The sequence below is a fragment of the Burkholderia sp. AU30198 genome (genome assembly GCF_020419825.1).
GTDB lineage: Bacteria > Pseudomonadota > Gammaproteobacteria > Burkholderiales > Burkholderiaceae > Burkholderia.
Map to the genome: position 1 here is coordinate 35,540 of NZ_JAIZSA010000019.1, position 21,253 is coordinate 56,792.

At 66.7% G+C, this 21,253-nt stretch carries 21 protein-coding genes; 12 read left to right on the forward strand and 9 right to left on the reverse strand.

Annotated elements, in window-relative coordinates; all coding sequences use genetic code 11:
* Nucleotides 1–21: 21 nt before the first annotated feature.
* From hemA to LGN19_RS31795, 6 genes are all read left to right on the forward strand, one after another.
* On the forward strand, nucleotides 22–1,320 hold the full coding sequence (gene hemA, locus LGN19_RS31770; protein WP_122944356.1) for a glutamyl-tRNA reductase: 1,299 nt from the start codon (nucleotides 22–24) through the stop codon (nucleotides 1,318–1,320).
* A gap of 82 nt (nucleotides 1,321–1,402) precedes the next feature.
* Nucleotides 1,403–2,485: a peptide chain release factor 1 gene (gene prfA, locus LGN19_RS31775; protein WP_174958810.1), complete on the forward strand. Its 1,083-nt coding sequence runs from the start codon at nucleotides 1,403–1,405 to the stop codon at nucleotides 2,483–2,485.
* 7 nt (nucleotides 2,486–2,492) lie between these two features.
* The gene (gene prmC, locus LGN19_RS31780) at nucleotides 2,493–3,335 is read left to right on the forward strand and encodes a peptide chain release factor N(5)-glutamine methyltransferase (protein WP_226219200.1); all 843 of its coding nucleotides are present in this window, start codon (nucleotides 2,493–2,495) and stop codon (nucleotides 3,333–3,335) included.
* 67 nt (nucleotides 3,336–3,402) lie between these two features.
* Complete coding sequence (gene grxD / locus LGN19_RS31785; protein ID WP_021161789.1) at nucleotides 3,403–3,714, forward strand: Grx4 family monothiol glutaredoxin; 312 nt, start codon at nucleotides 3,403–3,405, stop codon at nucleotides 3,712–3,714.
* Nucleotides 3,715–3,733: 19 nt separating this feature from the next.
* On the forward strand, nucleotides 3,734–4,330 hold the full coding sequence (locus LGN19_RS31790; RefSeq protein WP_174939719.1) for a UbiX family flavin prenyltransferase: 597 nt from the start codon (nucleotides 3,734–3,736) through the stop codon (nucleotides 4,328–4,330).
* A gap of 207 nt (nucleotides 4,331–4,537) precedes the next feature.
* Nucleotides 4,538–5,329 (forward strand): DODA-type extradiol aromatic ring-opening family dioxygenase, encoded by a 792-nt coding sequence (locus LGN19_RS31795; RefSeq protein WP_226219202.1) that lies wholly within the window; start codon nucleotides 4,538–4,540, stop codon nucleotides 5,327–5,329.
* Between the two features lie 123 nt (nucleotides 5,330–5,452).
* Here LGN19_RS31795 and LGN19_RS31800 read toward each other — a convergent pair whose 3' ends face one another.
* Nucleotides 5,453–7,051 carry an APC family permease gene (locus LGN19_RS31800; RefSeq protein ID WP_226219204.1) on the reverse strand — a complete coding sequence of 533 codons (1,599 nt, stop codon included), beginning with the start codon at nucleotides 7,049–7,051 and terminating at the stop codon, nucleotides 5,453–5,455.
* 420 nt (nucleotides 7,052–7,471) lie between these two features.
* Between LGN19_RS31800 and LGN19_RS31805 the strand changes: the two genes are divergently transcribed.
* A complete protein-coding gene (locus tag LGN19_RS31805) occupies nucleotides 7,472–7,675 on the forward strand; it encodes a cold-shock protein (protein ID WP_006477070.1) in 204 nt (67 codons plus the stop codon).
* 99 nt (nucleotides 7,676–7,774) lie between these two features.
* On the opposite strand, the gene LGN19_RS31810 is transcribed toward LGN19_RS31805, so the two are convergent.
* From LGN19_RS31810 to LGN19_RS31820, 3 genes are all read right to left on the reverse strand, one after another.
* Nucleotides 7,775–9,025, reverse strand: a complete 1,251-nt coding sequence (locus LGN19_RS31810) for an Hsp70 family protein (protein WP_175222762.1) — start codon at nucleotides 9,023–9,025, stop codon at nucleotides 7,775–7,777.
* Nucleotides 9,026–9,212: 187 nt separating this feature from the next.
* A complete protein-coding gene (locus LGN19_RS31815; protein ID WP_122944351.1) occupies nucleotides 9,213–9,818 on the reverse strand; it encodes a nitroreductase family protein in 606 nt (201 codons plus the stop codon).
* Between the two features lie 164 nt (nucleotides 9,819–9,982).
* Nucleotides 9,983–11,266 (reverse strand): MFS transporter, encoded by a 1,284-nt coding sequence (locus LGN19_RS31820; protein WP_226219206.1) that lies wholly within the window; start codon nucleotides 11,264–11,266, stop codon nucleotides 9,983–9,985.
* Between the two features lie 219 nt (nucleotides 11,267–11,485).
* Between LGN19_RS31820 and LGN19_RS31825 the strand changes: the two genes are divergently transcribed.
* Together LGN19_RS31825 and LGN19_RS31830 are read left to right on the forward strand one after the other, a co-directional pair.
* Nucleotides 11,486–12,106: a TetR/AcrR family transcriptional regulator gene (locus LGN19_RS31825; RefSeq protein WP_122944349.1), complete on the forward strand. Its 621-nt coding sequence runs from the start codon at nucleotides 11,486–11,488 to the stop codon at nucleotides 12,104–12,106.
* 55 nt (nucleotides 12,107–12,161) lie between these two features.
* Nucleotides 12,162–12,734 (forward strand): DUF1415 domain-containing protein, encoded by a 573-nt coding sequence (locus LGN19_RS31830; protein ID WP_122944348.1) that lies wholly within the window; start codon nucleotides 12,162–12,164, stop codon nucleotides 12,732–12,734.
* A gap of 73 nt (nucleotides 12,735–12,807) precedes the next feature.
* On the opposite strand, the gene LGN19_RS31835 is transcribed toward LGN19_RS31830, so the two are convergent.
* From LGN19_RS31835 to LGN19_RS31850, 4 genes are all read right to left on the reverse strand, one after another.
* Nucleotides 12,808–13,698, reverse strand: coding sequence for a class I SAM-dependent methyltransferase (locus tag LGN19_RS31835; protein WP_226219208.1), 891 nt, complete (start codon nucleotides 13,696–13,698; stop codon nucleotides 12,808–12,810).
* 89 nt (nucleotides 13,699–13,787) lie between these two features.
* On the reverse strand, nucleotides 13,788–14,921 hold the full coding sequence (locus LGN19_RS31840; RefSeq protein ID WP_226219210.1) for a methyltransferase: 1,134 nt from the start codon (nucleotides 14,919–14,921) through the stop codon (nucleotides 13,788–13,790).
* 134 nt (nucleotides 14,922–15,055) lie between these two features.
* A complete protein-coding gene (locus LGN19_RS31845) occupies nucleotides 15,056–15,388 on the reverse strand; it encodes a YegP family protein (protein ID WP_226219212.1) in 333 nt (110 codons plus the stop codon).
* A 155-nt stretch (nucleotides 15,389–15,543) separates the two neighbouring features.
* Nucleotides 15,544–16,038, reverse strand: a complete 495-nt coding sequence (locus LGN19_RS31850; RefSeq protein WP_226219214.1) for an LEA type 2 family protein — start codon at nucleotides 16,036–16,038, stop codon at nucleotides 15,544–15,546.
* A 641-nt stretch (nucleotides 16,039–16,679) separates the two neighbouring features.
* On the opposite strand from LGN19_RS31850, the gene LGN19_RS31855 reads away from it, so the two are divergent.
* Nucleotides 16,680–18,848, forward strand: coding sequence for a M1 family metallopeptidase (locus LGN19_RS31855; protein ID WP_122944343.1), 2,169 nt, complete (start codon nucleotides 16,680–16,682; stop codon nucleotides 18,846–18,848).
* Nucleotides 18,849–19,011: 163 nt separating this feature from the next.
* Here LGN19_RS31855 and LGN19_RS31860 read toward each other — a convergent pair whose 3' ends face one another.
* Nucleotides 19,012–19,932 (reverse strand): LysR family transcriptional regulator, encoded by a 921-nt coding sequence (locus LGN19_RS31860; protein WP_122944342.1) that lies wholly within the window; start codon nucleotides 19,930–19,932, stop codon nucleotides 19,012–19,014.
* A 161-nt stretch (nucleotides 19,933–20,093) separates the two neighbouring features.
* On the opposite strand from LGN19_RS31860, the gene LGN19_RS31865 reads away from it, so the two are divergent.
* Both LGN19_RS31865 and LGN19_RS31870 read left to right on the forward strand, forming a co-directional pair.
* Nucleotides 20,094–21,071 (forward strand): quinone oxidoreductase family protein, encoded by a 978-nt coding sequence (locus LGN19_RS31865; protein WP_174958783.1) that lies wholly within the window; start codon nucleotides 20,094–20,096, stop codon nucleotides 21,069–21,071.
* A gap of 24 nt (nucleotides 21,072–21,095) precedes the next feature.
* Complete coding sequence (locus LGN19_RS31870) at nucleotides 21,096–21,248, forward strand: DUF1427 family protein (protein ID WP_122944340.1); 153 nt, start codon at nucleotides 21,096–21,098, stop codon at nucleotides 21,246–21,248.
* Nucleotides 21,249–21,253 lie beyond the last annotated feature (5 nt).

The window sequence follows — 21,253 nt, forward strand, 5'->3', positions numbered from 1 at the left end:
GGCTAAACGATAGCCCTCGATATGCAACTCCTCACGATCGGAATCAATCACCACACTGCGCCTGTCGCCCTGCGCGAACGCGTGGCGTTTCCGCTCGAGCAGATCAAGCCGGCTCTCGTCACGTTCCAGAAGGTGTTTCTCGGCCCCCAGGCGCCCAATACGCCCGAAGCGGCGATCCTCTCCACCTGCAACCGCACCGAACTGTATTGCGCGACAGACGATCGCGCGGCACGCGAAGGCGCGATCCGCTGGCTGTCGGAGTATCACCGGATTCCGGTCGACGAGCTCGCGCCGCACGTCTATGCGCTGCCGCAGTCGGAGGCGGTCCGGCACGCATTCCGCGTCGCATCCGGCCTCGATTCGATGGTACTCGGCGAAACGCAGATTCTGGGCCAGATGAAGGACGCGGTCCGCACCGCAACGGAAGCCGGCGCGCTCGGCACCTATCTGAACCAGCTGTTCCAGCGCACGTTCGCGGTGGCGAAGGAAGTGCGCGGCACGACCGAAATCGGCACGCAATCGGTGTCGATGGCCGCCGCCGCGGTGCGCCTCGCGCAGCGGATCTTCGAAAAAGTGTCCGATCAGCGCGTGCTGTTCATCGGCGCCGGCGAGATGATCGAGCTGTGCGCGACGCACTTCGCCGCGCAAGGCCCGCGCGAACTCGTCGTCGCGAACCGCACGGCCGAACGCGGCCAGCGGCTCGCCGAACGCTTCAACGGCCGCGCGATGCCGCTCGCGGATCTGCCGACCCGCATGCACGAATTCGACATCATCGTGTCGTGCACGGCGTCGACGCTGCCGATCATCGGCCTCGGCGCAGTCGAGCGCGCGGTGAAGGCACGCCGCCACCGGCCGATCTTCATGGTCGACCTCGCGGTGCCGCGCGACATCGAGCCCGAAGTCGGCAAGCTGAAGGACGTGTTCCTCTACACCGTCGACGATCTCGGCGCGATCGTGCGCGAAGGCAACGCATCGCGCCAGGCCGCGGTCGCGCAGGCCGAAACGATCATCGAAACGCGCGTGCAGAATTTCATGCAATGGCTCGACACGCGCAGCGTCGTGCCGGTGATCCGTCACATGCATACGCAGGCCGATGCGCTGCGCCGGGCCGAAGTCGACAAGGCGCAGAAGCTGCTCGCGCGCGGCGACGATCCGGCCGCCGTGCTCGAAGCGCTGTCGCAGGCGCTGACCAACAAGCTGATCCACGGCCCGACGAGCGCGCTCAACCGCGTGAACGGGGCCGATCGCGATTCGCTGATCGACCTGATGCGCGGCTTCTACCAGCACGCACCGCGCTCGAACGACCAGTCCGGCCACTAGCGCCGGCCGATCGCCCTGCCGCCGGCCGCGCGCCGGCCTATCCTTTCCGAATACCCCTTGCCCGGGAGCGCCGCTCCACACCATGAAGACGAGCATGCAACGCAAGCTCGACCAGCTGTCCACACGGCTGGCCGAACTGAACGACCTGCTGAGCCGCGAAAACGTCACGGCCGACCTCGACCAGTACCGCAAGCTCACGCGTGAACATGCGGAACTCGGCCCGGTGGTCGAACAGTACGCGCTGTGGCGCCAGTCGCGCAGCGACGAGACGGCCGCGCAGGAGCTGCTCGGCGATCTGTCGATGCGCGACTTCGCGGAAGACGAGATCCGCAGCGCGCGCGAGAGCATGACCCGCCTCGAAACCGAGCTGCAGAAGATGCTGCTGCCGAAGGATCCGAACGACGATCGCAACATCTTCCTCGAAATCCGCGCAGGCACGGGCGGCGACGAATCGGCGCTGTTCGCGGGTGACCTGCTGCGCATGTACCTGCGCTTCGCGGAACGCCAGCGCTGGCAGGTCGAAATGATGTCGGAGAGCGCGTCGGATCTCGGCGGCTACAAGGAAGTGATCGTGCGGATCGCGGGCCAGGGCGCGTATTCTCGGCTGAAGTTCGAATCGGGCGGCCATCGCGTGCAGCGCGTGCCCGCGACCGAAACGCAGGGGCGCATCCACACGTCCGCGTGCACGGTCGCGGTGATGCCGGAAGCCGACGAGATCAGCGAGGTCGAGATCAATCCGGCCGACTTGCGGATCGACACGTTCCGCGCGTCCGGCGCGGGCGGCCAGCACATCAACAAGACCGATTCGGCGGTGCGTGTCACGCACATCCCGACCGGGATCGTCGTCGAATGCCAGGACGACCGCTCCCAGCACAAGAACAAGGATCGCGCGCTGAAGGTGCTCGCCGCGCGCATCAAGGACAAGCAGTATCACGAGCAGCACGCAAAGGAAGCGGCGACGCGCAAGAGCCTGATCGGCTCCGGCGACCGTTCCGAGCGGATCCGCACGTACAACTTCCCGCAGGGGCGGATGACCGATCACCGGATCAACCTGACGCTGTATCGGCTCGAGGCGATCATGGACGGCGATCTCGACGAACTGATCAGCGTGCTTGCCAGCGAGCATCAGGCCGAGCTGCTCGCGTCGCTCGGCGAAACCGACTGAGGCCGCGATGTCCGACACCACCGCCGACGAACTGCTGCGCGCGTCGCCGCTCGATGCGGTCGATGCGCGCGTGTTGCTCGCGCACGCGCTCGGCTGGACCCGCACGCAACTGATCACGCGCGGCGACGCACCGCTCGACGCAGCCGCGGTCGAACGCTACCGCGCGCTCGAGGCACGCCGCCTGGCCGGCGAACCCGTCGCGCAGCTCGTCGGGATGCGCGAATTCTTCGGCCGGCCGTTCGACGTGACGCCCGACGTGCTGATCCCGCGCCCTGAAACCGAACTGCTCGTCGAAGCCGCACTCGATGCGATCGACGGACTGCCGCATCCGGCCGTGCTCGATCTCGGCACGGGCAGCGGCGCGATCGCCGTATCGATCGCGGCCGAGCGGCCCGATGCACGCGTGTGGGCGCTCGACCGTTCGCCGGCCGCGCTCCAGGTCGCGCAACGCAACGCCGGCAAGCTGCTCGACGCGCACCGCCCTGGCGGCCCGCTGCACTGGCTGCAGAGTGACTGGTACGCGGCGCTCGATCCGGTGCTCGCATTCGACACGATCGTCAGCAACCCGCCGTACATCGCGCAGCACGATCCGCACCTCGCTCAAGGCGACCTGCGTTTCGAGCCGCGCGGCGCACTCACCGACGATGCCGACGGCCTCAGCGCGATCCGCACGATCGTTGCGGGCGCCGGCACCTATCTGAAACCGGGCGGCACGCTCTGGATCGAGCACGGCTACGATCAGGCAGAAGCCGTGCGCGCGCTGCTCGCATCGCACGGCTTCGTCGCGGTCGAATCGCTCGCCGATCTGGCCGCGATCGAACGCACGACAGGTGGCCGCCTACCGGGCTGATGCCCGGCCCGCCCGGTTGAAATCCGCTATCATTTCGATCTAACGCCCCGCTAACGCAAGGTCAGTCATGGACACCCAACAACGTATCAAGCAAATCGTCGACGAAAACCAGGTCGTGCTCTTCATGAAGGGCAACGCGCAATTCCCGATGTGCGGCTTCTCGGGCCGCGCCATCCAGGTGCTGAAGGCCTGCGGCGTCGACCAGTTCAAGACGGTCAACGTCCTCGAAGACGACGAGATCCGCCAGGGCATCAAGGAATTCTCGAACTGGCCGACCATCCCGCAGCTCTACGTGAAGGGCGAATTCATCGGCGGCTCGGACATCATGATGGAGATGTACCAGTCGGGCGAACTGCAGCAATTGTTCGCCGCCGCGTAATACGCATCGTCCCCTTTCGATGGCATCTCCCAGCGCGCCGCCACGCCGGCTGATCGTCGCGATCACCGGCGCCACCGGCGCGATCTACGGCGTACGGCTGCTCGACCTGCTGCGCGCCGCCGGCGGCGTCGAAACGCACCTGCTGATTTCGAACGCCGGCTGGCTCAACATCCAGCATGAGTTGAAGCTGTCGAAGGCCGATGTCGAAAGCCGCGCGGACGTCGTGCATTCGGTGCGCGACGTCGGTGCGACGATCGCATCGGGATCGTTCGCGACCGACGGGATGGTGATCGCGCCCTGCTCGATGAAGACGCTCGCGAGCGTCGCGCACGGGCTGTCCGACAACCTGATCACGCGCGCCGCCGACGTCACGTTGAAGGAGCGCCGCCGCCTCGTGCTGATGGTGCGCGAAACGCCGTTCAACCTCGCGCATCTGCGCAACATGACGGCCGTCACCGAAATGGGCGGCATCGTCTTCCCGCCGCTGCCCGCGTTCTACGCAATGCCGAAGTCGATCGAGGAACTCGTCGACCAGACCGTCACGCGCGTGCTCGACCTGTTCGCGCTCAGCGCGCCGCTGACGACGCCGTGGGCCGGCATCCGGCACGCGCAGTAAGCGCCCCCGCAGATCCGATCTGCGCGCATCTTCGCCGATTTTCCGTGAAACTCGTTCGCTTTCACGAATACCGCAGCCATCCGCCGCTGGCACAACGCATCGCCCCGATTATCAACAATCGAGCGTTAATCAAATTCCGAAACGCGGATTTATCAATTCTCAGTGCGCGCCTATAGTCACAGGCAAATCCCTTTGCAGGCCACCGCCATGAACCGCTTGCCTTCGCTCTACCTGTCCCACGGCGCCCCAACGCTGCCGATCGACCCGACGCTGCCGTCCGGTGCATTCACGCACCTCGCTGCCGAATTGCCGCGCCCGCGCGCGGTGCTGATGCTGTCCGCGCACTGGGGCACGCAGCGGCCCGTCGCCAGCATCGCCTCGCATCCGGAAACGATCCACGACTTCTACGGCTTTCCGCAGGCGCTGTACGACATCCGCTACCCGGCGCCCGGCGCGCCCGACGTCGCCGAGCGCACGGCCGGGCTGCTGAACGCGGCCGGCATCGAAACCGCGACGACCGAGCACGGCCTCGACCACGGCGCATGGGTGCCGATGCTGCTGATGTTCCCGGAAGCCGACGTGCCGGTGGCGCAGTTGTCGATCCAGCCGCGCGCGGATGCCGCCCACCATTTCGCGCTCGGCCGCGCGCTGCGACCGCTGCGCGACGAAGGCGTGATGGTGATCGGCTCGGGCCAGATCACGCACAACCTGCGCGCCGCCGATTTCGGTGCGGCACCGGAGGATGCGGATCCGCGCGTCGCGGAATTCACCGGCTGGTTCGAGGCGAAGCTGGCCGCGCGCGACATCGACGCCCTGCTCGACTACCGCCGGCAGGCGCCGCACGCGGCGCTGATGCATCCGACCGACGAGCATCTGTTGCCGGTGTTCACGGCGCTCGGCGCGGCGGACGACGACTACCAGCTCGGCATCCAGTCACTCGGCACGTATCAGCGCGTGCTCGCGATGACGAACTACGTGTTCGCGAGCACGGCCGCCTGAGCGGCGCGGCGCCAACCGGCGCGCGGCACCCGCATCAACGAAAAAGCCCGCCCGAGCGATGCTCGGGCGGGCTTTTTCTTGCCCTGTCTGCCGCCGCCGATTCCGGCGGCAGGTCAGGCGTCGTCAGGCACCGATGCCTTCGAGGATCTCGTCGTGCGATTCGCGCTCGTCGAGATACTTGGTGCGGTAGCCGGTGCTCACGCCCCAGAAGTAGAACACCAGCGCGATGCCCGCGACGACCAGCATGTCCCAGCCGTACGGCAGCACGCCGTGACCGCCGAACTCCTTGCTGCCGATCAGCGACAGCACGGCCATCGTCGGCAGGTACGCGACCAGCCACCAGGCGGCCTTCAGGTCGTCACCCCAGCCGGTCCAGCCCGACTTCGCCTGGAAGTAGAAGTACACCGGCAGCGCAACGATCATCAGCAGGATGATCTCGCCCGTCAGCGGCCACTTCGCCCAGTACAGGATCAGCGACGCGCAGACAAATGCGAACGGGGCGATCAGCTTCATCAGCGGAATCGACAGCGGACGCTCGATGTCGGTCGCCGCACGGCGCAGCGCCATCAGGCTGATCGGGCCGGTCAGGTACGAGATCACCGTCGCAACCGAGATCACTGCCGCGAGCGAGCTCCAGCCGCGGAAGAAGAACAGGAAGATGAACGAGACCAGCAGGTTGAACCACATCGCCTGACGCGGCACGCCGTAGAGCGGGTGCACGTTGCCGAACATCTTCGGCATCGTGTTGTTGCGCTCCATCGCGTAGATCATGCGGGTGGTCGTCGCCATGTAGGTCGTACCGGTGCCGCTCGGGCTGATGAACGCGTCGACGTACAGCAGGATCGCGAGCCAGTTCAGGTTCAGCGCGATCGCCAGTTCGGCGAACGGCGACTTGAAGTTGAAGTGCGACCAGCCCTGCGCGACGTCGGCCGGATTCACCGAACCGATATACGCCATCTGCAGCAGCACGTAGATCACGAGCGCGATCAGGATCGACGTGATCACCGCGAACGGCACGCTGCGCGACGGGTTGCGCGCTTCGCCCGCGAGGTTCACCGGGCTCTGGAAGCCGTTGAACGCGAACACGATGCCGCTCGTCGCAACCGCGGTCAGCACCGCCGACCAGCCGTACGGCGCAAAGCTTGCATTGGATGCCGTGCCGAGGTTTTCCGGATGGTAGCTCGTCAGCATCAGGCCGAGGATCGTGAGGCCGGGGATCAGGAACTTGAAGATCGTGATCGTGGTGTTTGCACGGGCAAACGCCTTCACACCCCAGTAGTTCAACAGGAAGTAGATGACGACCAGCACCGCGGACAGCAGCAGGCCGGGTACCGTCAACTCGCCGTTCACGAATAGCGCGTGCGCCCAGGGATACGGCCACGTGCTCATGTACTGGATCGACGCTTCAGCCTCGATCGGAATCACCGATACGATCGCGATCCAGTTCGCCCATGCGCTGATGAAACCGACCAGCGAACCGTGCGAGTAGCGCGCGTAGCGCACCATGCCGCCCGACTCGGGGAACATCGCACCCAGTTCCGCGTAAGTCAGTGCAATCGCAAGAATCACGACAGCGCCGATGATCCATGCGCAGATCGCCGCCGGACCGGCAATCTTCGCGGCCTTCCAGGCGCCGAACAACCAGCCCGAGCCGATAATCGAACCCAGCCCCGTCAGCATCAATGCAAACGGGCCGATGTTCCGTTGAATAGAACTCTTCACATCCTCTCCTGTGTCTCAAAAAGCATGGTCGGCCCGCGGTCCGGGATCGGCTCGGACAGCACCGCGCACGCAATTTTGGGGGGGCGAGTCACCCGATCAGGGCAACCCGTCCACGCGGCGCGTAGTTTAACGGTTGCACCTGAAACGTGGCGCCAAAATCGTTCGGCCCCTACAAAAAATTCGCGTCGTTTGCAAGCTTTGTAAACCTGATCTACGCAATAACCCTGAGTCAATGGAAATACGGTTGACCACATGGTTGATAAGCCGTATAAAGGACTTCGCAGGATTTCAAGTGGCGAGTGAATTGGTTCTTTCGTAGTTCGCCCATCAACGGTACTCCGGTTGGTCCTATTACCCCTTCCTTGATTTTCCGCACCCCATGGGCCTCGGCCCCGTTTTATCTTTTTAGGAACAAGTAACATGGCAACCGGTACCGTCAAGTGGTTCAATGACGCAAAGGGCTTCGGCTTCATCACCCCGGAAGGCGGCGGCGACGATCTGTTCGCGCACTTCTCGGAAATCCGCGTCGAAGGCTTCAAGACGCTGCAAGAAAACCAGAAGGTTGAATTCGAAGTGAAGACGGGCCCGAAGGGTCTGCAAGCTGCGAACATCCGTCCGGTCTAAGCTTGGCGCGATTATTCGTGTAAAAAAGCCCCGCTTCGGCGGGGCTTTTTGTTTTTCAGCGCCGGTCACCCGGCATGGCGGCCTTTTAACCGCCCGCATTCAACCGAACAATCGCTGCGCGTGAATGCCGAGGCCCGTCGCGACACTCGCGAGGCGGTCGCCAAACACCGGTTGCGCATCCGGGAACGCTCCCGCGAGCGCGCCCGACAGGAACGCGAGCCCCGTCGAGCCGCCGGTGAAATACAGGGCGCCGACATCGCGCGGCGCAACGCCCGCGAGCCGCACCGTCTCGCGCGCAGCGTCGACGATGCGCGTGGTGTCGTCATGGCTCGCGTCGACGAGGCGGCCGGCATCGAACGCGATCTGCAGATCCTCTTCCACGTCGTTCAGGTCGATCATCGTCTCCCCGCCCGCCGCGACGCCGATCTTCGCTTCTTCCGCACGCGCCATCAGCGCATGGCCGAGCCGCTGCTCGACCACGCTCGTGAGCCGGTCGTACTGCTGCGCCTCCCGGTACAGGTGCTTCATCAGCTTCAGCTCGCCGAGCCGCTTCGGCGTGTAGACCGTGTTGATCAGGTGCCAGGTGGCGAGATCGAAGTAGATCTTGTTCGGCAACTCGCGCCCTTCGGGGTCGAGCGAACGGTAGCCGAATGCGGGCAGGATCGCCGCCAGCTCGACACGCCGGTCGTAGTCGGTGCCGGCGACGTGCACGCCGTGGTGGGCCAGCACGTCGTCCTTGCGCTCGAGCCGCGCCATCCGTTCGGGCCCGACGCGTACCAGCGAGAAGTCGGACGTGCCGCCGCCGATATCGGCGACAAGCACGAGCCGCTCCGCCTGCTGGCGCGATTCGTAGTCGAACGCGGCCGCGATCGGTTCGTACTGGAATTGCACGTCCGCGAAGCCGACCGACCGCGCGGCCGCCTCGAGTTGATCCTGTGCGAGGCGGTCGGCGCGCGGATCGTCGTCGACGAAGAACACGGGCCGGCCGAGCACCGCACGGCCGATCGGCGCACCCGCGCGGGTTTCGGCCTTGCGCTTCAGGTGCGTCAGGAAGCGCGCGATGATGTCGGTGTACGCGATCGCGCTGCCGTCGCCGAGATCGGTCGTCGTTTCCGCGAGCGGCGAGCCGAGGATGCTCTTCATCGAACGCATCAGCCGGCCGTCGAAACCGTCGATGTAGGAAGCCAGCGCCGCACGGCCGTATTCGACCGTCTCTTCGTCGTTGTTGAAGAAGATCGCGGTGGGCAGCGTCAGGTGGTCGCCCTCGACGGGCGCGAGGCGCATGCCGTCGCCGTCGGGCAGCGCCACGGCGGAATTGGACGTGCCGAAATCGATCGCGCAGTAAGTCATGGGAAATTGCCGCAGCAGGGCCGGCGCGAAAACGGAAAGGACGGGCTTTTTAACATGAAGCCCGCGGGATCACAACCGGGGCCGGCCACCGGTGCCGCGCAACGGGCCCCGATCGCGACGGCACGCACCCAGGCGCGCCGGGAGACCGGCGGACGGGACGCACGCGGCAGCCCGCCCGCCTGACGGTTCAGGCTGCCGCGTCGAAACCCTTCTTCCACGCGCTCGCATAGACGACCTCGCCGAGCGCATGACGCGTGCGCGGCGCCTTCTCGCGATCGCGCAGCACGGGATCGAGCTTGTCGACGTTGCCGTAGTGGCCGAGCGCGATGATCGCCGGAATCGCGACGTCGGCCGGAATCGCGAACGCATCGCGGAACGCCTTCGCGTCGAAGCCGCTCATCTGGTGGGCGGCCAGGCCCAGCGCGTGCGCCTGCAGCACCAGCGACATCGCGGCGGCGCCCGCGTCGTACAGCGCGGTCGGCGCCGGTTCACCCTTCGACGTGAGCGTGTGCGCGGTCACCGCAATCAGCACGGGCGCCGGCGCATTCCAGCCCTGGTTGAACGGCACCAGCGTCGCGAACGCGCGCTTGAATGCGTCTTCGTCGTGTGTGCGGTCGAATACGATGAAACGCCACGGCTGCGCGTTGTACGCGGACGGCGCCCAGCGGGCGGCTTCGAACACCGCGTGCAGATCGCCGGCGCTGACGGGTTCATCCGAATACGCGCGCGGGCTCCAGCGGCCCGCGATCAGATCGTGAATCGAAACAGTGGTGGGAGCAGGTTTGACGGACATGCGGATCCTCGCTGACATCGATGAAGGGGCGCGAACGCTTGGCGAACCGCAAGCATACTCGCTTGAGCCGATGCGCGCCCGATCCTCCCCAGCTATGCAAATCTGCGTGCCTGCATTGGCCGGCCGCCCGCCGCGCGGCCGGCCAGGCCGCCGGATTGCCGTGCTCAGGCCGCTTGCGCGGCTGCGCGCGACGGGCCGCGGTTGATCCGCAGCACGATCAGCGCGCCGACAATGCACAGCCCGCCCGAGATCATCGACGCGATCGTGTAGGTGCCGAGGCTCGCGCGCAGCAGCCCGGCGCCGAGCGCCGCGAACGCCGCGCCGAGCTGGTGGCCGGCGACGATCCAGCCGAACACGACCGGCGCCGCGGCCTTGCCGAACACGTCGGTCGCGAGCCGCACGGTCGGCGGCACGGTCGCGATCCAGTCGAGCCCGTAGAACATCGCGAACAGCGGCAGCCCGAAGAAATCGATCCCGAACGCGTGCGGCAGGTAGATCAGCGACAACCCGCGCAGCCCGTAGTACCAGAACAGCAGCACGCGATTGTCGTAGCGGTCGGACAGCCAGCCCGACAGCGTCGTGCCGAACAGGTCGAACACGCCCATCGCCGCAAGCAGCGATGCGCCCTGCACTTCCGACATCCCGTAGTCGCTGCACATCGCGATCAGGTGAGTGCCGACGTAGCCGTTGGTGCTCGCGCCGCAGATGAAGAAGCTGAAGAACAGCAGCCAGAAATCGCGCGAACGACTCGCCGTCAGCAGCGTGCGGAACGCGACCGCGAGCGGGTTCTCCTTCGTCGTGTCGGGCGCGGGCGGCGCATCGGCCGGTTCGCCATACGGGCGCAGCTTCAGGTCGGCCGGCCGTTCGGGCAGCAGGAACGCCACGAGCGGAATCACGATCGCGGCAGCCACCGCGACGACCAGCACGACCGGCCGCCAGCCGTGGTGCTGCGCGATCGCCGCAAGCATCGGCAGGAACACGAGCTGGCCGGTGGCCGTGCTCGCGGTCAGCACGCCCATCACGAGGCCGCGCCGCGCATGGAACCAGCGCGTGACGAAGGTCGCAGACAGCGTCAGCGCGACAACGCCCGACGAACAGCCGACCATCACGCCCCAGATGAGCACCATCTGCCAGCTGTGCGACATCATCGAGGACAGCGCGACGCCCGCGCTCATCACCGTCAGCGCGGTCAGGATGGTCGGGCGCAGCCCGAAGCGCTGCATCGCCGCGGCCGCGAACGGGCCCGTCAGCCCGTACAGCGCGATGTTCACCGAAATCGCCAGCGAAATCGTCGCGCGGCTCCAGCCGAGTTCGTGCTCGAGCGGCACCATCAGCACGCTCGGCGTCGCGCGCGTGCCGGCCGCCGCCAGCAGGATCAGGAATACCACCGCCGCCGCGAGCCATCCGTAGTGGAAGCGCCCGCCGATTCGTGTCACCGCCCAGTTCATCTTCGCGTTCTCCAGTTGGCGGCGCCGGCGCCTCCGCACCCGCTCCGCCCGCCCTGCCAGGCCACCTCCGCCGCACGCTGCATCGGCTGACCCGGGCCGACGCTTGGCATTTGTCTGTCGATCCGATCGGCGTTGTTACCGACCGGTCACAAGTGTGTTGCGATCGTAGTGACCAATCGGTAACATGTCAAGCAATTCACTATGCAGTCGAGGGTCATCATGTCGGGCATCGAGATCGCCAAACCGCTGGCGCGCCGCACGCGCCGGCCGATCGACGGCGCCACCGCGCAGGAGCACCTGCTGCGCGCCGCCGAGGAGCTGTTTTACAAGGAAGGCGTTCGGACGGTGGGCGTCGAGGCGGTCGTGGAGCGTGCGGGCGTCAACAAGATGAGCCTGTACCGCCAGTTCTCGTCGAAGGACGAGCTGATCCTCGCGTATCTGGAGCGGATGGATGCGTGTTTCTTCGACCGCTTCGACACGAGCGTCGCGAAGCACCCGGGCCAGCCGAAAGCGCAGCTGATCCAGTATTTCGTCGATCTCGCCGAGCGCGCGACGCAGAAGGATTACCGCGGCTGCCCGTTCGTCAACGTCGCGGCCGAATTCCCGGATGCGTCGCACCCGGCGCGCGAGCGCGTCGCGCAGAACAAGGAACAGCTGATGAAGCGGCTCGTCGCACTGTGCGAAAGCGCCGGCGCACCGCAGCCGCAGGCGCTCGCCCACTCGCTCGCGCTGGTGATCGAAGGCATCTACGCGGCGAGCCAGACCTATCGGCACGGCGAAACGCCGATCGGCGTCGCTCCGGCGCTCGTCACGCAGTTGATCGAAGCCGCATGCGCGTGACGGCGCGCCCGCTACAATGCGGCCCTCGCCGCCCTTCCGCCCGACTGGTTTCACGATGACCGACACCCGCCCCGAATCGCACGACGACATCCTCGCCGCCACACGGCACTGGCTCGCGCGCGCGGTGATCGGGCTCAATCTGTGCCCGTTCGCGAAAAGCGTCTATGTGAAGGAGCAGGTGCGCTACGCGATCAGCGAAGCGACGACGCTGGAAGACGCACTCGCCGAACTCGAAACGGAGCTGCGCGCGCTCGACGCGGCCGACCCGCAGCAGGTCGACACGACACTCGTGATCTTCCCGCATGCGTTCGCCGATTTCATCGACTACAACGATGCGCTGTTCTTTGCCGACCGGCTGGTGCGGCAACTGCGGCTCGACGGCGTGCTGCAGATCGCGAGCTTCCATCCGCAGTACCGGTTCGAAGGCAGCGCGCCCGACGACATCGAGAACTACACGAACCGCGCGCCGTATCCGATCCTGCACCTGCTGCGCGAGGACAGCATTGCGCGCGCGGTCGACGCGTTCCCGGACGCGTCCGCGATCTACGAAAAGAATCAGGAAACGCTGCGCCGCCTCGGCCACGACGGCTGGCGCGAATGGATGCGCCGGCCGGGCGACGACGTCTGACACGGCGTGTAACGTGCGGTGTGCATCGCGCGCCGCGCTGACTGCGGCGCAGCGCGGCGTGCCCGCCCGTGCGTCAGCCTGCGGCCGGCTCGTCGGCCTCGCCGCCCGCTGCCGCGGCTTGCGGCACGAAGAAGCGTTCGTTCAGCTCGGCGAGCCCGAACATCCCGAGGATCTCGTTCAACCGCTCGCCGGGCCGCCGGCGCGGCAGGTTCTTGTACTGCGCGATGATCAGCTCGTTCTTCATCGAGTGCTCCCAGCCGACCAGCTCGGTCACGCTGACCTGGTAGCCGTGCGCTTCGAGCTGCAGGCAGCGCAGCACGTTGGTGATCTGGCTGCCGAATTCGCGCGTATGCAGCGGATGCCGCCACACTTCCGTCAGCGCGTTCGCGAGCGACTTGCCCTTGTTCTTGCGCAGCACTCCCGCCACTTCCGCCTGGCAGCACGGCACCAGCACGATGTGCTGCGCGCGCTTCGCGAGCGCGAAGCGGATCGCGTCGTCGGTCGCCGTGTCGCACGCGTGCAGCGCGGTGACGACGTCGACCGTTTCAGGCAATTTCGGCGACGTGATCGAATCGGCAACCGACAGGTTCAGGAACGACATGCCGCCGAACCCGAGCCGCGCGGCAAGCTCGGCCGAACGCGTGACCAGCTCCTCGCGGGTCTCGATCCCGTACACGTGCGACGCGAACGCCGGCGTGCCGTGCCCCGGCTGCTGCTTGAAGAACAGGTCGTACAGGATGAAACCGAGATACGACTTGCCGGCGCCGTGATCGACGAGCGTCACGCTGCTGCGGTCGGCCTGCACGCTGGCGAGCAGCGGCTCGATGAACTGGAACAGGTGATAGACCTGTTTCAGCTTGCGGCGGCTGTCCTGGTTCAGCTTGCCGTCGCGGGTGAGGATGTGCAGTTCCTTCAGCAGCTCGACGGACTGCTCAGGACGGATTTCGTGGGTCTTGTTCGACATCGTGAAGCGGCGCCGGGCCTCGGTCGGTCGACCACGGCCCGGCGGCGGGAATTCGTGAGGAATGGCGATAGTTTACCGAAAATGCGCGGTCAGGCTCGTGCGCCGAGCCGCCAGAGCGATGTGACCTCGGCCTGGCGTGCCGCGTGCAGCGGATCGTCGGCATCCATCGACTTCGGATGCGCGGGGCGGATGTCGTCGCGGCCGAGCACGACGAGGCCCGCTTCGTCGATCCATTGCATTAGCGTGTCGCGCGGCCGCAGGCCGAGATGCTCGGCGAAATCGGACAGGATCAGCCAGCCTTCGCCGCCGGGCTCGAGGTGCGCGGCGAGCCCCTCGAGGAAACCGCGCAGCATGCGGCTGTCCGGATCGTAGACCGCGTATTCGATCGGTGCGCTCGGCCGGGCCGGCACCCACGGCGGGTTGCAGACCACGAGCGGCGCACGGCCGGCCGGAAACAGGTCGGCTTCGACGATCTCGACGCGCTCCGCATGACCGAGCCGGTCGATGTTCTCGCGCGCACAGGCGAGCGCCCGCGGATCCTGGTCGGTCGCGACGACGCGCGCGACGCCGCGCGACGCCAGCACGGCCGCCAGCACGCCGGTGCCCGTGCCGATGTCGAATGCGAGCGACGTCGCCGGCAGCGGCGCGCGCGCGACGAGTTCGACGTATTCGCCGCGTACCGGCGAGAACACGCCGTAGTGGGGATGGATCGCCGCGCCGCCGAGCGCCGGGATCGGCACACCCTTCTTGCGCCATTCATGCGCGCCGACGAGGCCGAGCAGTTCGCGCAGCGACACGACCGACGGCGCGCCGCCGGGCCCGTACGCCTCTTCGCACGCGGCGCGCACGTCGGGCGCGCGGCGCAGCGGAATCGTGTAGTCGGCATCGAGCGGGATCAGCAGCATCCCGAGCGTGCGGGCGCGCTGCGACTGCGCGAGACGATGCAGGTTGAATGCGTCGACGCCGGCCGCGGCTTTCGCCTTCTTCGGCTTGCGCTCGACACGGCGCGCCATCGCCTGCACGAGCTGGCGCGCATTCTGGAAGTCACCCTGCCAGACGAGCGCAGTGCCCTCGCAGGCAAGGCGGTAGGCCGCGTCGGCCGTGAGGCGGTCGTCGGCGGGCACCGCGCGCTTCGGCGGTTGCACGCCGGCTTCGGAGCGCCAGCGCACGGCATGATCGGCGCCGTCGGCGTCGGTCCAGTGGAAAACAGGGAAATCGGTCACGCGAACTCGGTTACAGTTGGCTTCAACGGGCGGCGTCGCGCCGCGCGGATCACACCATACCGCGCTTTGCCCCGCGCGGCAAAACTCGCGCCGCGACGCCCATCCGAAAACGTCGGTCGCGGCGCTATCGTCACTCAGCCCAGATCGACGACCGGCGCGCCGGGCGCGTCGCGCTTGACCGCCGCGATCCCGTTCTCGCGCCCTTGCTCGGTCTTGTAGGTTTCGCTCGTGCCGATGATTTCGTGATTCACGGCCTTCAGGTTGAACATGTGCTCGCCGTTGCGCGCGATCTTGCGCTCATAACGCATGTCCAGCGGTGCATTCTGCCGCACCGACGCGATGCCGGTTTTGGCGCCGTCCTTCGTCACGTACCGCTCGCTGGCCAGGACGATTTCGCCGTTCGCCGACTTCAGGTGGAAGAAATACTGGCCGTTCGTGGCCTTCGCGATTTCGAATTTTGCCGACATGTCTTTCTCCTATAAGAAACGTCCGACCCTCGGACGGAGTCAGTGTAGGCATAACGTCATGAAAAATCGATAGATCGCAGAAGTAAACGTCAATAAGCGTCAAAAGGTGAAAATTGGTGAAATTTTCGCTCGCACTTACGAAGTTATCCACTCGCTCAACTGCCCCACCCCGGCATCACGGGCAGGCGCAGCGTACCGGCATCGCTGAAGTGCACGGTGCCGAGCACGCCGCCCGCGAGCCGACCGCGCAGCGCATAGGGCAGCTCGCCGTTCGCGGCCGCGCCGGGCAGGTTCCACGCCTGCCGCGCGGCGGCGAAGGCTGACACGGAAACCGGCACGTCGAGCACGGCCTCGCCAAAACGCGGCACGGTGCCCGAGCGATCGCTGACGCCGCTCGCGAACGGCGTGCCGTTCAGGTCGAGCGCGACCGAGATGCCGTCGTATTCGATCGGCGCGTCGTTGGGGTTCTGCACGCGCAGCTTCAGGCTGAAACGCATCTCGAGGCCCTGCCCGACGAGCGGGTCGAGCCCGGCGACCGACACACGCACGGGATCGCGCGTCAGCCCCGCGCAACCGCCGAGCAGGAGCACGGCGGCGAACAGCAACAGCACGGCGCGCAGCGGCGCGATACGGAACAGGGCTCGTGGCATGGAAGGCCTCCTCGCGGCAATCGGTGAGCGGATCGTCGCTGCATTGTACCGAGCGCGCACCCATACGCCGGGATTCGTAGTTTTCGCAGTCACGCGAGATCGTTAATAGATTAAAACTACGAAAACACCAGCCAAACGGAAAGCGCATTAATGCTTTCCGGCATTCAATGAAGCACGCTGAATTCAATAGATGCAATTTCTAAATTTTTCGTTTCCTTTACCTAAAACCATCAAGTATATTTACGCATCCTTCGAGCAAGCCGACAAACCTTGAAGTCGCATGACGGTGATTTTACGGAACGGCGACACGCCTTCCTGCCATCCTGCGACCAGGCCCGGCCAGCCCTGTAGGTCGTCTGTTCAAGGGGATTGCACGCCCGCACCGGGCGGGCGGCTCCGTGTCGTGCGCGCGAAATCAATTCAGTACAACACGCGCCCGGCCATTTTGAACCGGCAAGTTAACCGACATCCGGAAATCCAGAGGGGACAGTAAACCATGATTACCTTCACGTAGTCGGCCGCCGTCTTTTCGAATAATCCGTCATTGGCATTTTCATCGCTGTTGATTAACGGCGAGGGGATTGCTTTTGCCGGCGTTTTCGCAGCACTGAACGATTCTTTCAACAATCGAGGTTTCAGTCATGTCGATCGACATTCGCAAGATGCGTTATCTGCCGCTCGTCGCCGCACTCGCGCTCGCCGGGTGCGGCGGTGACGACGGCGGCCCGGGCTCGGCTTCCGCGCTCAGCTCCGCCGGCGCGCCGCAATCGGGCTCGTCGCCCACCGTCACCGCGCCGCCGAGCGCATCCAACGTCGACAAGAGCGTATCGCCCGTCGAGTTGCCGGACACCGTGGTACCCGTGAACTACCGGCTGTGGTTCCGCCCGAACGACGCGCTGAACGGGTTCGACGGCCGCGCCGACGTCGAGATCAAGGTGCTGAAGCCGGTCAACAACATCGTGATCGCCGGCCACCGGATCAAGTTCACGAACGGCCGCATCACGCTGCAGCCGGGCAACATCCAGCTGATCGCAACGCCGCAGGACAAGGGTGACTACTATCAGTTGCGCCCCGTGAGCGGCTCGATCTCGCCGGGCAACTATTCGCTGCACATGGAGTGGTCGGGCATCATCAACTTCAAGTCGTATGACGATCCGGTCGCGAAGACGGGCGGCAGCTGCGGCGACGATCCGTATCCGGGCTGCTCGGCCGCGGAAGGCATCTTCCGTGTCGACCTGAAGGGCACCGACGGCAAGACGAGCGGCGCGATCCTCACGCAAGGCGAAACCAACCTGTCGCGCCAGTGGTTCCCCGGCTGGGACGAGCCGGCGTTCCGCCCGACCTATGAAGTGACGGCCGAAGTGCCGCAGAGCTGGCGTGTCGTGTCGAACGCGGCCGAGAAGCCGTCGACCAACGTCGGCGGCGGCTACAAGCTCGTGCAGTTCGAGAAGACCCCGCCGATGCCGTCGTACCTGCTGTTCTTCGGCGGCGGCCTGTTCGACACCTTCGAGGACGACTTCACGAGCCCGCTGCCGGGCGGCAAGGGCGGCCTGCACCTGCGCGTGTTCACGCCGCCGGGCATGAGCGACTGGGCGAAGCCGGCGATGGACCGCACCAAGCAGGCGCTCGACTTCTACTATCGCTACACGGGCATCCCGCTGCCGCTCACGAAGTTCGACACGGTGGCCGCGAACGACGCGTTCAAGGCGCAGAAGGACCTGAACTTCGGCGGGATGGAGAACTGGGGGTCGATCCTCGAGTTCGCCGACGACATCCTGCCGCAGCCGGGCCAGCCGATGTCGCACTACGGCAACGAGGTGCTGACGCACGAAGTCGCGCACCAGTGGTTCGGCGATCTCGTCACGGCCGACTGGTGGGACAACGTGTGGCTCAACGAGTCGTTCGCGACGTTCTTCGAGACGAAGACGACGATCCAGTTCTTCCCCAACGAGTTCAGCTGGCTCGACCAGGTGAAGAACAAGTACCGCGTGATCAATCGTGACATCGGCCCGAACGCGTTCCCGGTCGCGCCGAACTTCAACGGCTGGGCGTCGAACGACTTCGTGCTGAGCGCCAGCGCGTTCACGTACGACAAGGGCGGCCACGTGCTGAAGACGCTCGAGAACTATCTCGGCGAGCAGACGCTGCGCAAGGGTCTGCAGCAGTACCTGGTCGACTACTCGTTCGGCAACGGCACGCCGAAGCGCCTGTGGGATGCGCTGTCGAAGGAAAGCGGCCAGGCGATCGGCGCGATCGGCGACAGCTATGTCCGCCAGACCGGCGTGCCGCTGATCTCGCTCGACACGCAGTGCGACCTGACGAAGAACCAGACGGTCGTCACGCTGAAACAGCAGCCGTTCCCGAACAAGAACGCGTATCCGGGCCTGCAGTGGACGGTGCCGATCACGCTCGCGTACGGCCAGGGTCTCGCGAAACGCACGACGCTCGCGCTGAAGGATACGCAGACGCAAACGCGCGTCGACGGCTGCACGGGTGTGGTGGCCGACCCGAGCGGGCTCGACTACTACGTCGTGAACTACAGCGACGCGGCCTGGAGCGGGCTGCTCACGCAGGTCAACCGCTCGACCGATCCGGTGCTGCTGTCGAACCTGCAGAGCGAGGCCGCGCTGCTCGTCGCGAACAACCTCGCGCCGGCGTCGCGCTCGACGTCGATCGGCTCGGTCGCTTCGCCGGCTGCCATGAAGCTGCGCCAGACGCCGACCTTCGGCGGCATCGAGCCGGTGACGAAGGAACGCCCGGCACTGCAATACCAGGGCATCTTCAAGCCGCGCAAGGTAGTGACGCAGTAAAGGTGCGCATCCGGCCGGTGCCGCGCAGCCCGCGGCTGCCGGCCGGCGTACCGGCTTCTCCGACCTTTGACGGGCCTCGCGAGCGAGGCCCTTTTTTATGCCCGGTGTTGACCCGGCCCGACCCTGCCCGCCCCGCAACGCGACGCGACGCCCGCCGCCGCCGTCATGCCCACGCGGCATCCCACGCCGGCTGCGCGAACCAGGTCGCGAGGAACGCGACGAGCCGCGACGCGCGTGCGGTGCCGCGCGCCTGCTGGCGCAACACGTGGATCGTCGCCTGCTCGGGCGCCGCCGCGAACTGCGGCAGCACCGCGCGCAAGCGTCCGTCGCGCAACGCGTCGCCCGCGAGCCAGGTCGGCAGGTGCGCGAGACCGAGCCCGTCGATCGCGGCTTCGAGCAACGCTTCCGAATGATTGCTGCGAAACCGCGGCTGCGCCGGCACGTGGCGGCGCTCGCCGAAGCGCCACGCACCCGGTGGCGGCGCACCGTGCCACGCGAGACAGTCGTGGCCGGCGAGCGCGTCGGGCGACTCGGGCTCGCCGCGCCGCGCCAGATACGCCGCACTCGCGCACAGCACGCGCCGCTGCGGCGCCAGCACGGTCGCAACGAAACGCGTGTCCTCGAGCGGGCCGATGCGCACCGCGAGATCGACGTCGGAGCCGAGCCGCGCGCCCTGCAGGTCGACCATGCTGTCGGTCAGCACCAGGTCGACCTGCAGCGCCGGATGACGCTGCATGAACGCGGCCAGCGCGGCCATCAGGTGCCGCCGGCCGAACGGCGCCGGACAGTCGACGCGCAGCAACCCGCTCGGCTCGTCGTGCTGGCTGTGCAGGTCTTCCTGCAGGCCGCGCAGCTCGGCCAGCATCCGCGTCGCGCGCCCGTACAGCAGCTGCCCGGCCTCGGTCGGCCGCAGCGCATGCGTGGTGCGATGCAGGAGACGAATGCCGAGCTGCGCCTCGAGCCGGTCGATGCGCCGCGTGACCGACGACGCGGCGACACCCAGCCGGCGCGCGGCTGCCGAAAAGCTCTGCTGGTCGACCACGTCGACGAACAGCGCCAGATGCGGGGAAAGGAAATCGTCCATTCAGGGCCTTCGGATTTGGCTATGCATTTATCGCAAAGCAATCATCCGCCTTTGCAGGTTTCCGCGTCAAACCGGGCCGACTAGACTGCATTCATCCTTTTCACCCGCTGCACGCACCGGCCCAACCGGCCGCGCGGCAGCCAACCGCCACGGAGATCATCATGCGCAGCATCCGCTTCGACGCCCCCGCCGCCGACATCGACTCGCTCGACGCGCGCGTCCGGGAAATCGACACGCCCGTCCCGGCCGACGGCCAGATGCTGATCGAGGTGCGCGCGGCCGGCGTGAACCCGAGCGACGTGAAGGCCGCGCTCGGCCGCATGCCGCACGCGGTGTGGCCGCGCACGCCCGGGCGCGACTGGGCCGGCATCGTGCGCAGCGGCCCGGACGGCTGGGTCGGCGCGCCGGTGTGGGGCTCGGGTGGCGATCTCGGCGTGCATCGCGACGGCTCGCATGCGGAGTGGCTCGTACTCGACGCGGCATGGGTGCGCCGCAAGCCTGCCGTGCTGACGCTCGACGAAGCGGCCGGCGTCGGCGTGCCGTTCGTCACCGCATACGAGGGGTTGCGCCGCGCCGGCATGCCGACGGCCGGCGACGTCGTGCTCGTGTTCGGCGCGAACGGCAAGGTCGGCCAGGCCGCGATCCAGCTCGCGACCGCGCACGGCGCGACCGTGATCGGCGTCGAGCGCAGCCCCGGCGGTTATCGCGGCCATGCATCGGGCGACGTGCACATGATCGATGCATCGAGCCAGTCAGTGGCCGACGCGGTGCGTGCGGCGACCGGCGGCCACGGCGCGGACATCGTCTACAACACGGTCGGCAGCCCGTATTTCGAAGCCGCGAACGCGTCGATGGCGATCGGTGCGCGGCAGATCTTCATCTCGACGATCGACCGCAGCGTGCCGTTCGACATCTTCGCGTTCTATCGCGGCCAGCACACGTTCGTGGGCGTCGATTCGCTGCAGCTCGCTGGCACCACGGTCGCGCAGATCCTCGACACGCTCGCGCCCGGCTTCGGCAACGGCACGCTGCGCCCGTTCCCGATCAGCGACGACTACGTGTATCCGCTCGAGCGCGCACACGACGCGTATCGCGCGGTGCTGGCCGGTGCGCGCGAGCGCGTCATCGTCAAACCCTGACGCCGGTCCGCACGGGAGACCGCCATGATGGATTACGTGATTTCGCTCGCGGTGGGCCTCGGCGTCGGCGTGCTGTACGCGCTGCTGCACGTGCGCTCGCCGGCCCCGCCGCTCGTCGCGCTGGTGGGCCTGCTCGGGATGGTGATCGGCGAACGCGCGATCGCGCTGCTGCGCTGACGGAT

Excerpts from the sequence above, each read along its gene's own strand:
- LGN19_RS31855 (WP_122944343.1), top strand. The coding sequence starts at position 16,680 with ATGTCGATCGACATTCGCAAGATGCGTTATCTGCCGCTCGTCGCCGCA.
- LGN19_RS31865 (WP_174958783.1), top strand. The coding sequence starts at position 20,094 with ATGCGCAGCATCCGCTTCGACGCCCCCGCCGCCGACATCGACTCGCTC.
- LGN19_RS31805 (WP_006477070.1), top strand. The coding sequence starts at position 7,472 with ATGGCAACCGGTACCGTCAAGTGGTTCAATGACGCAAAGGGCTTCGGC.
- prmC (WP_226219200.1), top strand. The coding sequence starts at position 2,493 with ATGTCCGACACCACCGCCGACGAACTGCTGCGCGCGTCGCCGCTCGAT.
- LGN19_RS31810 (WP_175222762.1), bottom strand. The coding sequence starts at position 9,025 with ATGACTTACTGCGCGATCGATTTCGGCACGTCCAATTCCGCCGTGGCG.
- LGN19_RS31815 (WP_122944351.1), bottom strand. The coding sequence starts at position 9,818 with ATGTCCGTCAAACCTGCTCCCACCACTGTTTCGATTCACGATCTGATC.
- LGN19_RS31795 (WP_226219202.1), top strand. The coding sequence starts at position 4,538 with ATGAACCGCTTGCCTTCGCTCTACCTGTCCCACGGCGCCCCAACGCTG.
- LGN19_RS31820 (WP_226219206.1), bottom strand. The coding sequence starts at position 11,266 with ATGAACTGGGCGGTGACACGAATCGGCGGGCGCTTCCACTACGGATGG.
- LGN19_RS31830 (WP_122944348.1), top strand. The coding sequence starts at position 12,162 with ATGACCGACACCCGCCCCGAATCGCACGACGACATCCTCGCCGCCACA.
- LGN19_RS31850 (WP_226219214.1), bottom strand. The coding sequence starts at position 16,038 with ATGCCACGAGCCCTGTTCCGTATCGCGCCGCTGCGCGCCGTGCTGTTG.
- LGN19_RS31870 (WP_122944340.1), top strand. The coding sequence starts at position 21,096 with ATGATGGATTACGTGATTTCGCTCGCGGTGGGCCTCGGCGTCGGCGTG.
- LGN19_RS31860 (WP_122944342.1), bottom strand. The coding sequence starts at position 19,932 with ATGGACGATTTCCTTTCCCCGCATCTGGCGCTGTTCGTCGACGTGGTC.
- prfA (WP_174958810.1), top strand. The coding sequence starts at position 1,403 with ATGAAGACGAGCATGCAACGCAAGCTCGACCAGCTGTCCACACGGCTG.
- LGN19_RS31825 (WP_122944349.1), top strand. The coding sequence starts at position 11,486 with ATGTCGGGCATCGAGATCGCCAAACCGCTGGCGCGCCGCACGCGCCGG.
- LGN19_RS31845 (WP_226219212.1), bottom strand. The coding sequence starts at position 15,388 with ATGTCGGCAAAATTCGAAATCGCGAAGGCCACGAACGGCCAGTATTTC.
- hemA (WP_122944356.1), top strand. The coding sequence starts at position 22 with ATGCAACTCCTCACGATCGGAATCAATCACCACACTGCGCCTGTCGCC.
- LGN19_RS31835 (WP_226219208.1), bottom strand. The coding sequence starts at position 13,698 with ATGTCGAACAAGACCCACGAAATCCGTCCTGAGCAGTCCGTCGAGCTG.
- grxD (WP_021161789.1), top strand. The coding sequence starts at position 3,403 with ATGGACACCCAACAACGTATCAAGCAAATCGTCGACGAAAACCAGGTC.
- LGN19_RS31790 (WP_174939719.1), top strand. The coding sequence starts at position 3,734 with ATGGCATCTCCCAGCGCGCCGCCACGCCGGCTGATCGTCGCGATCACC.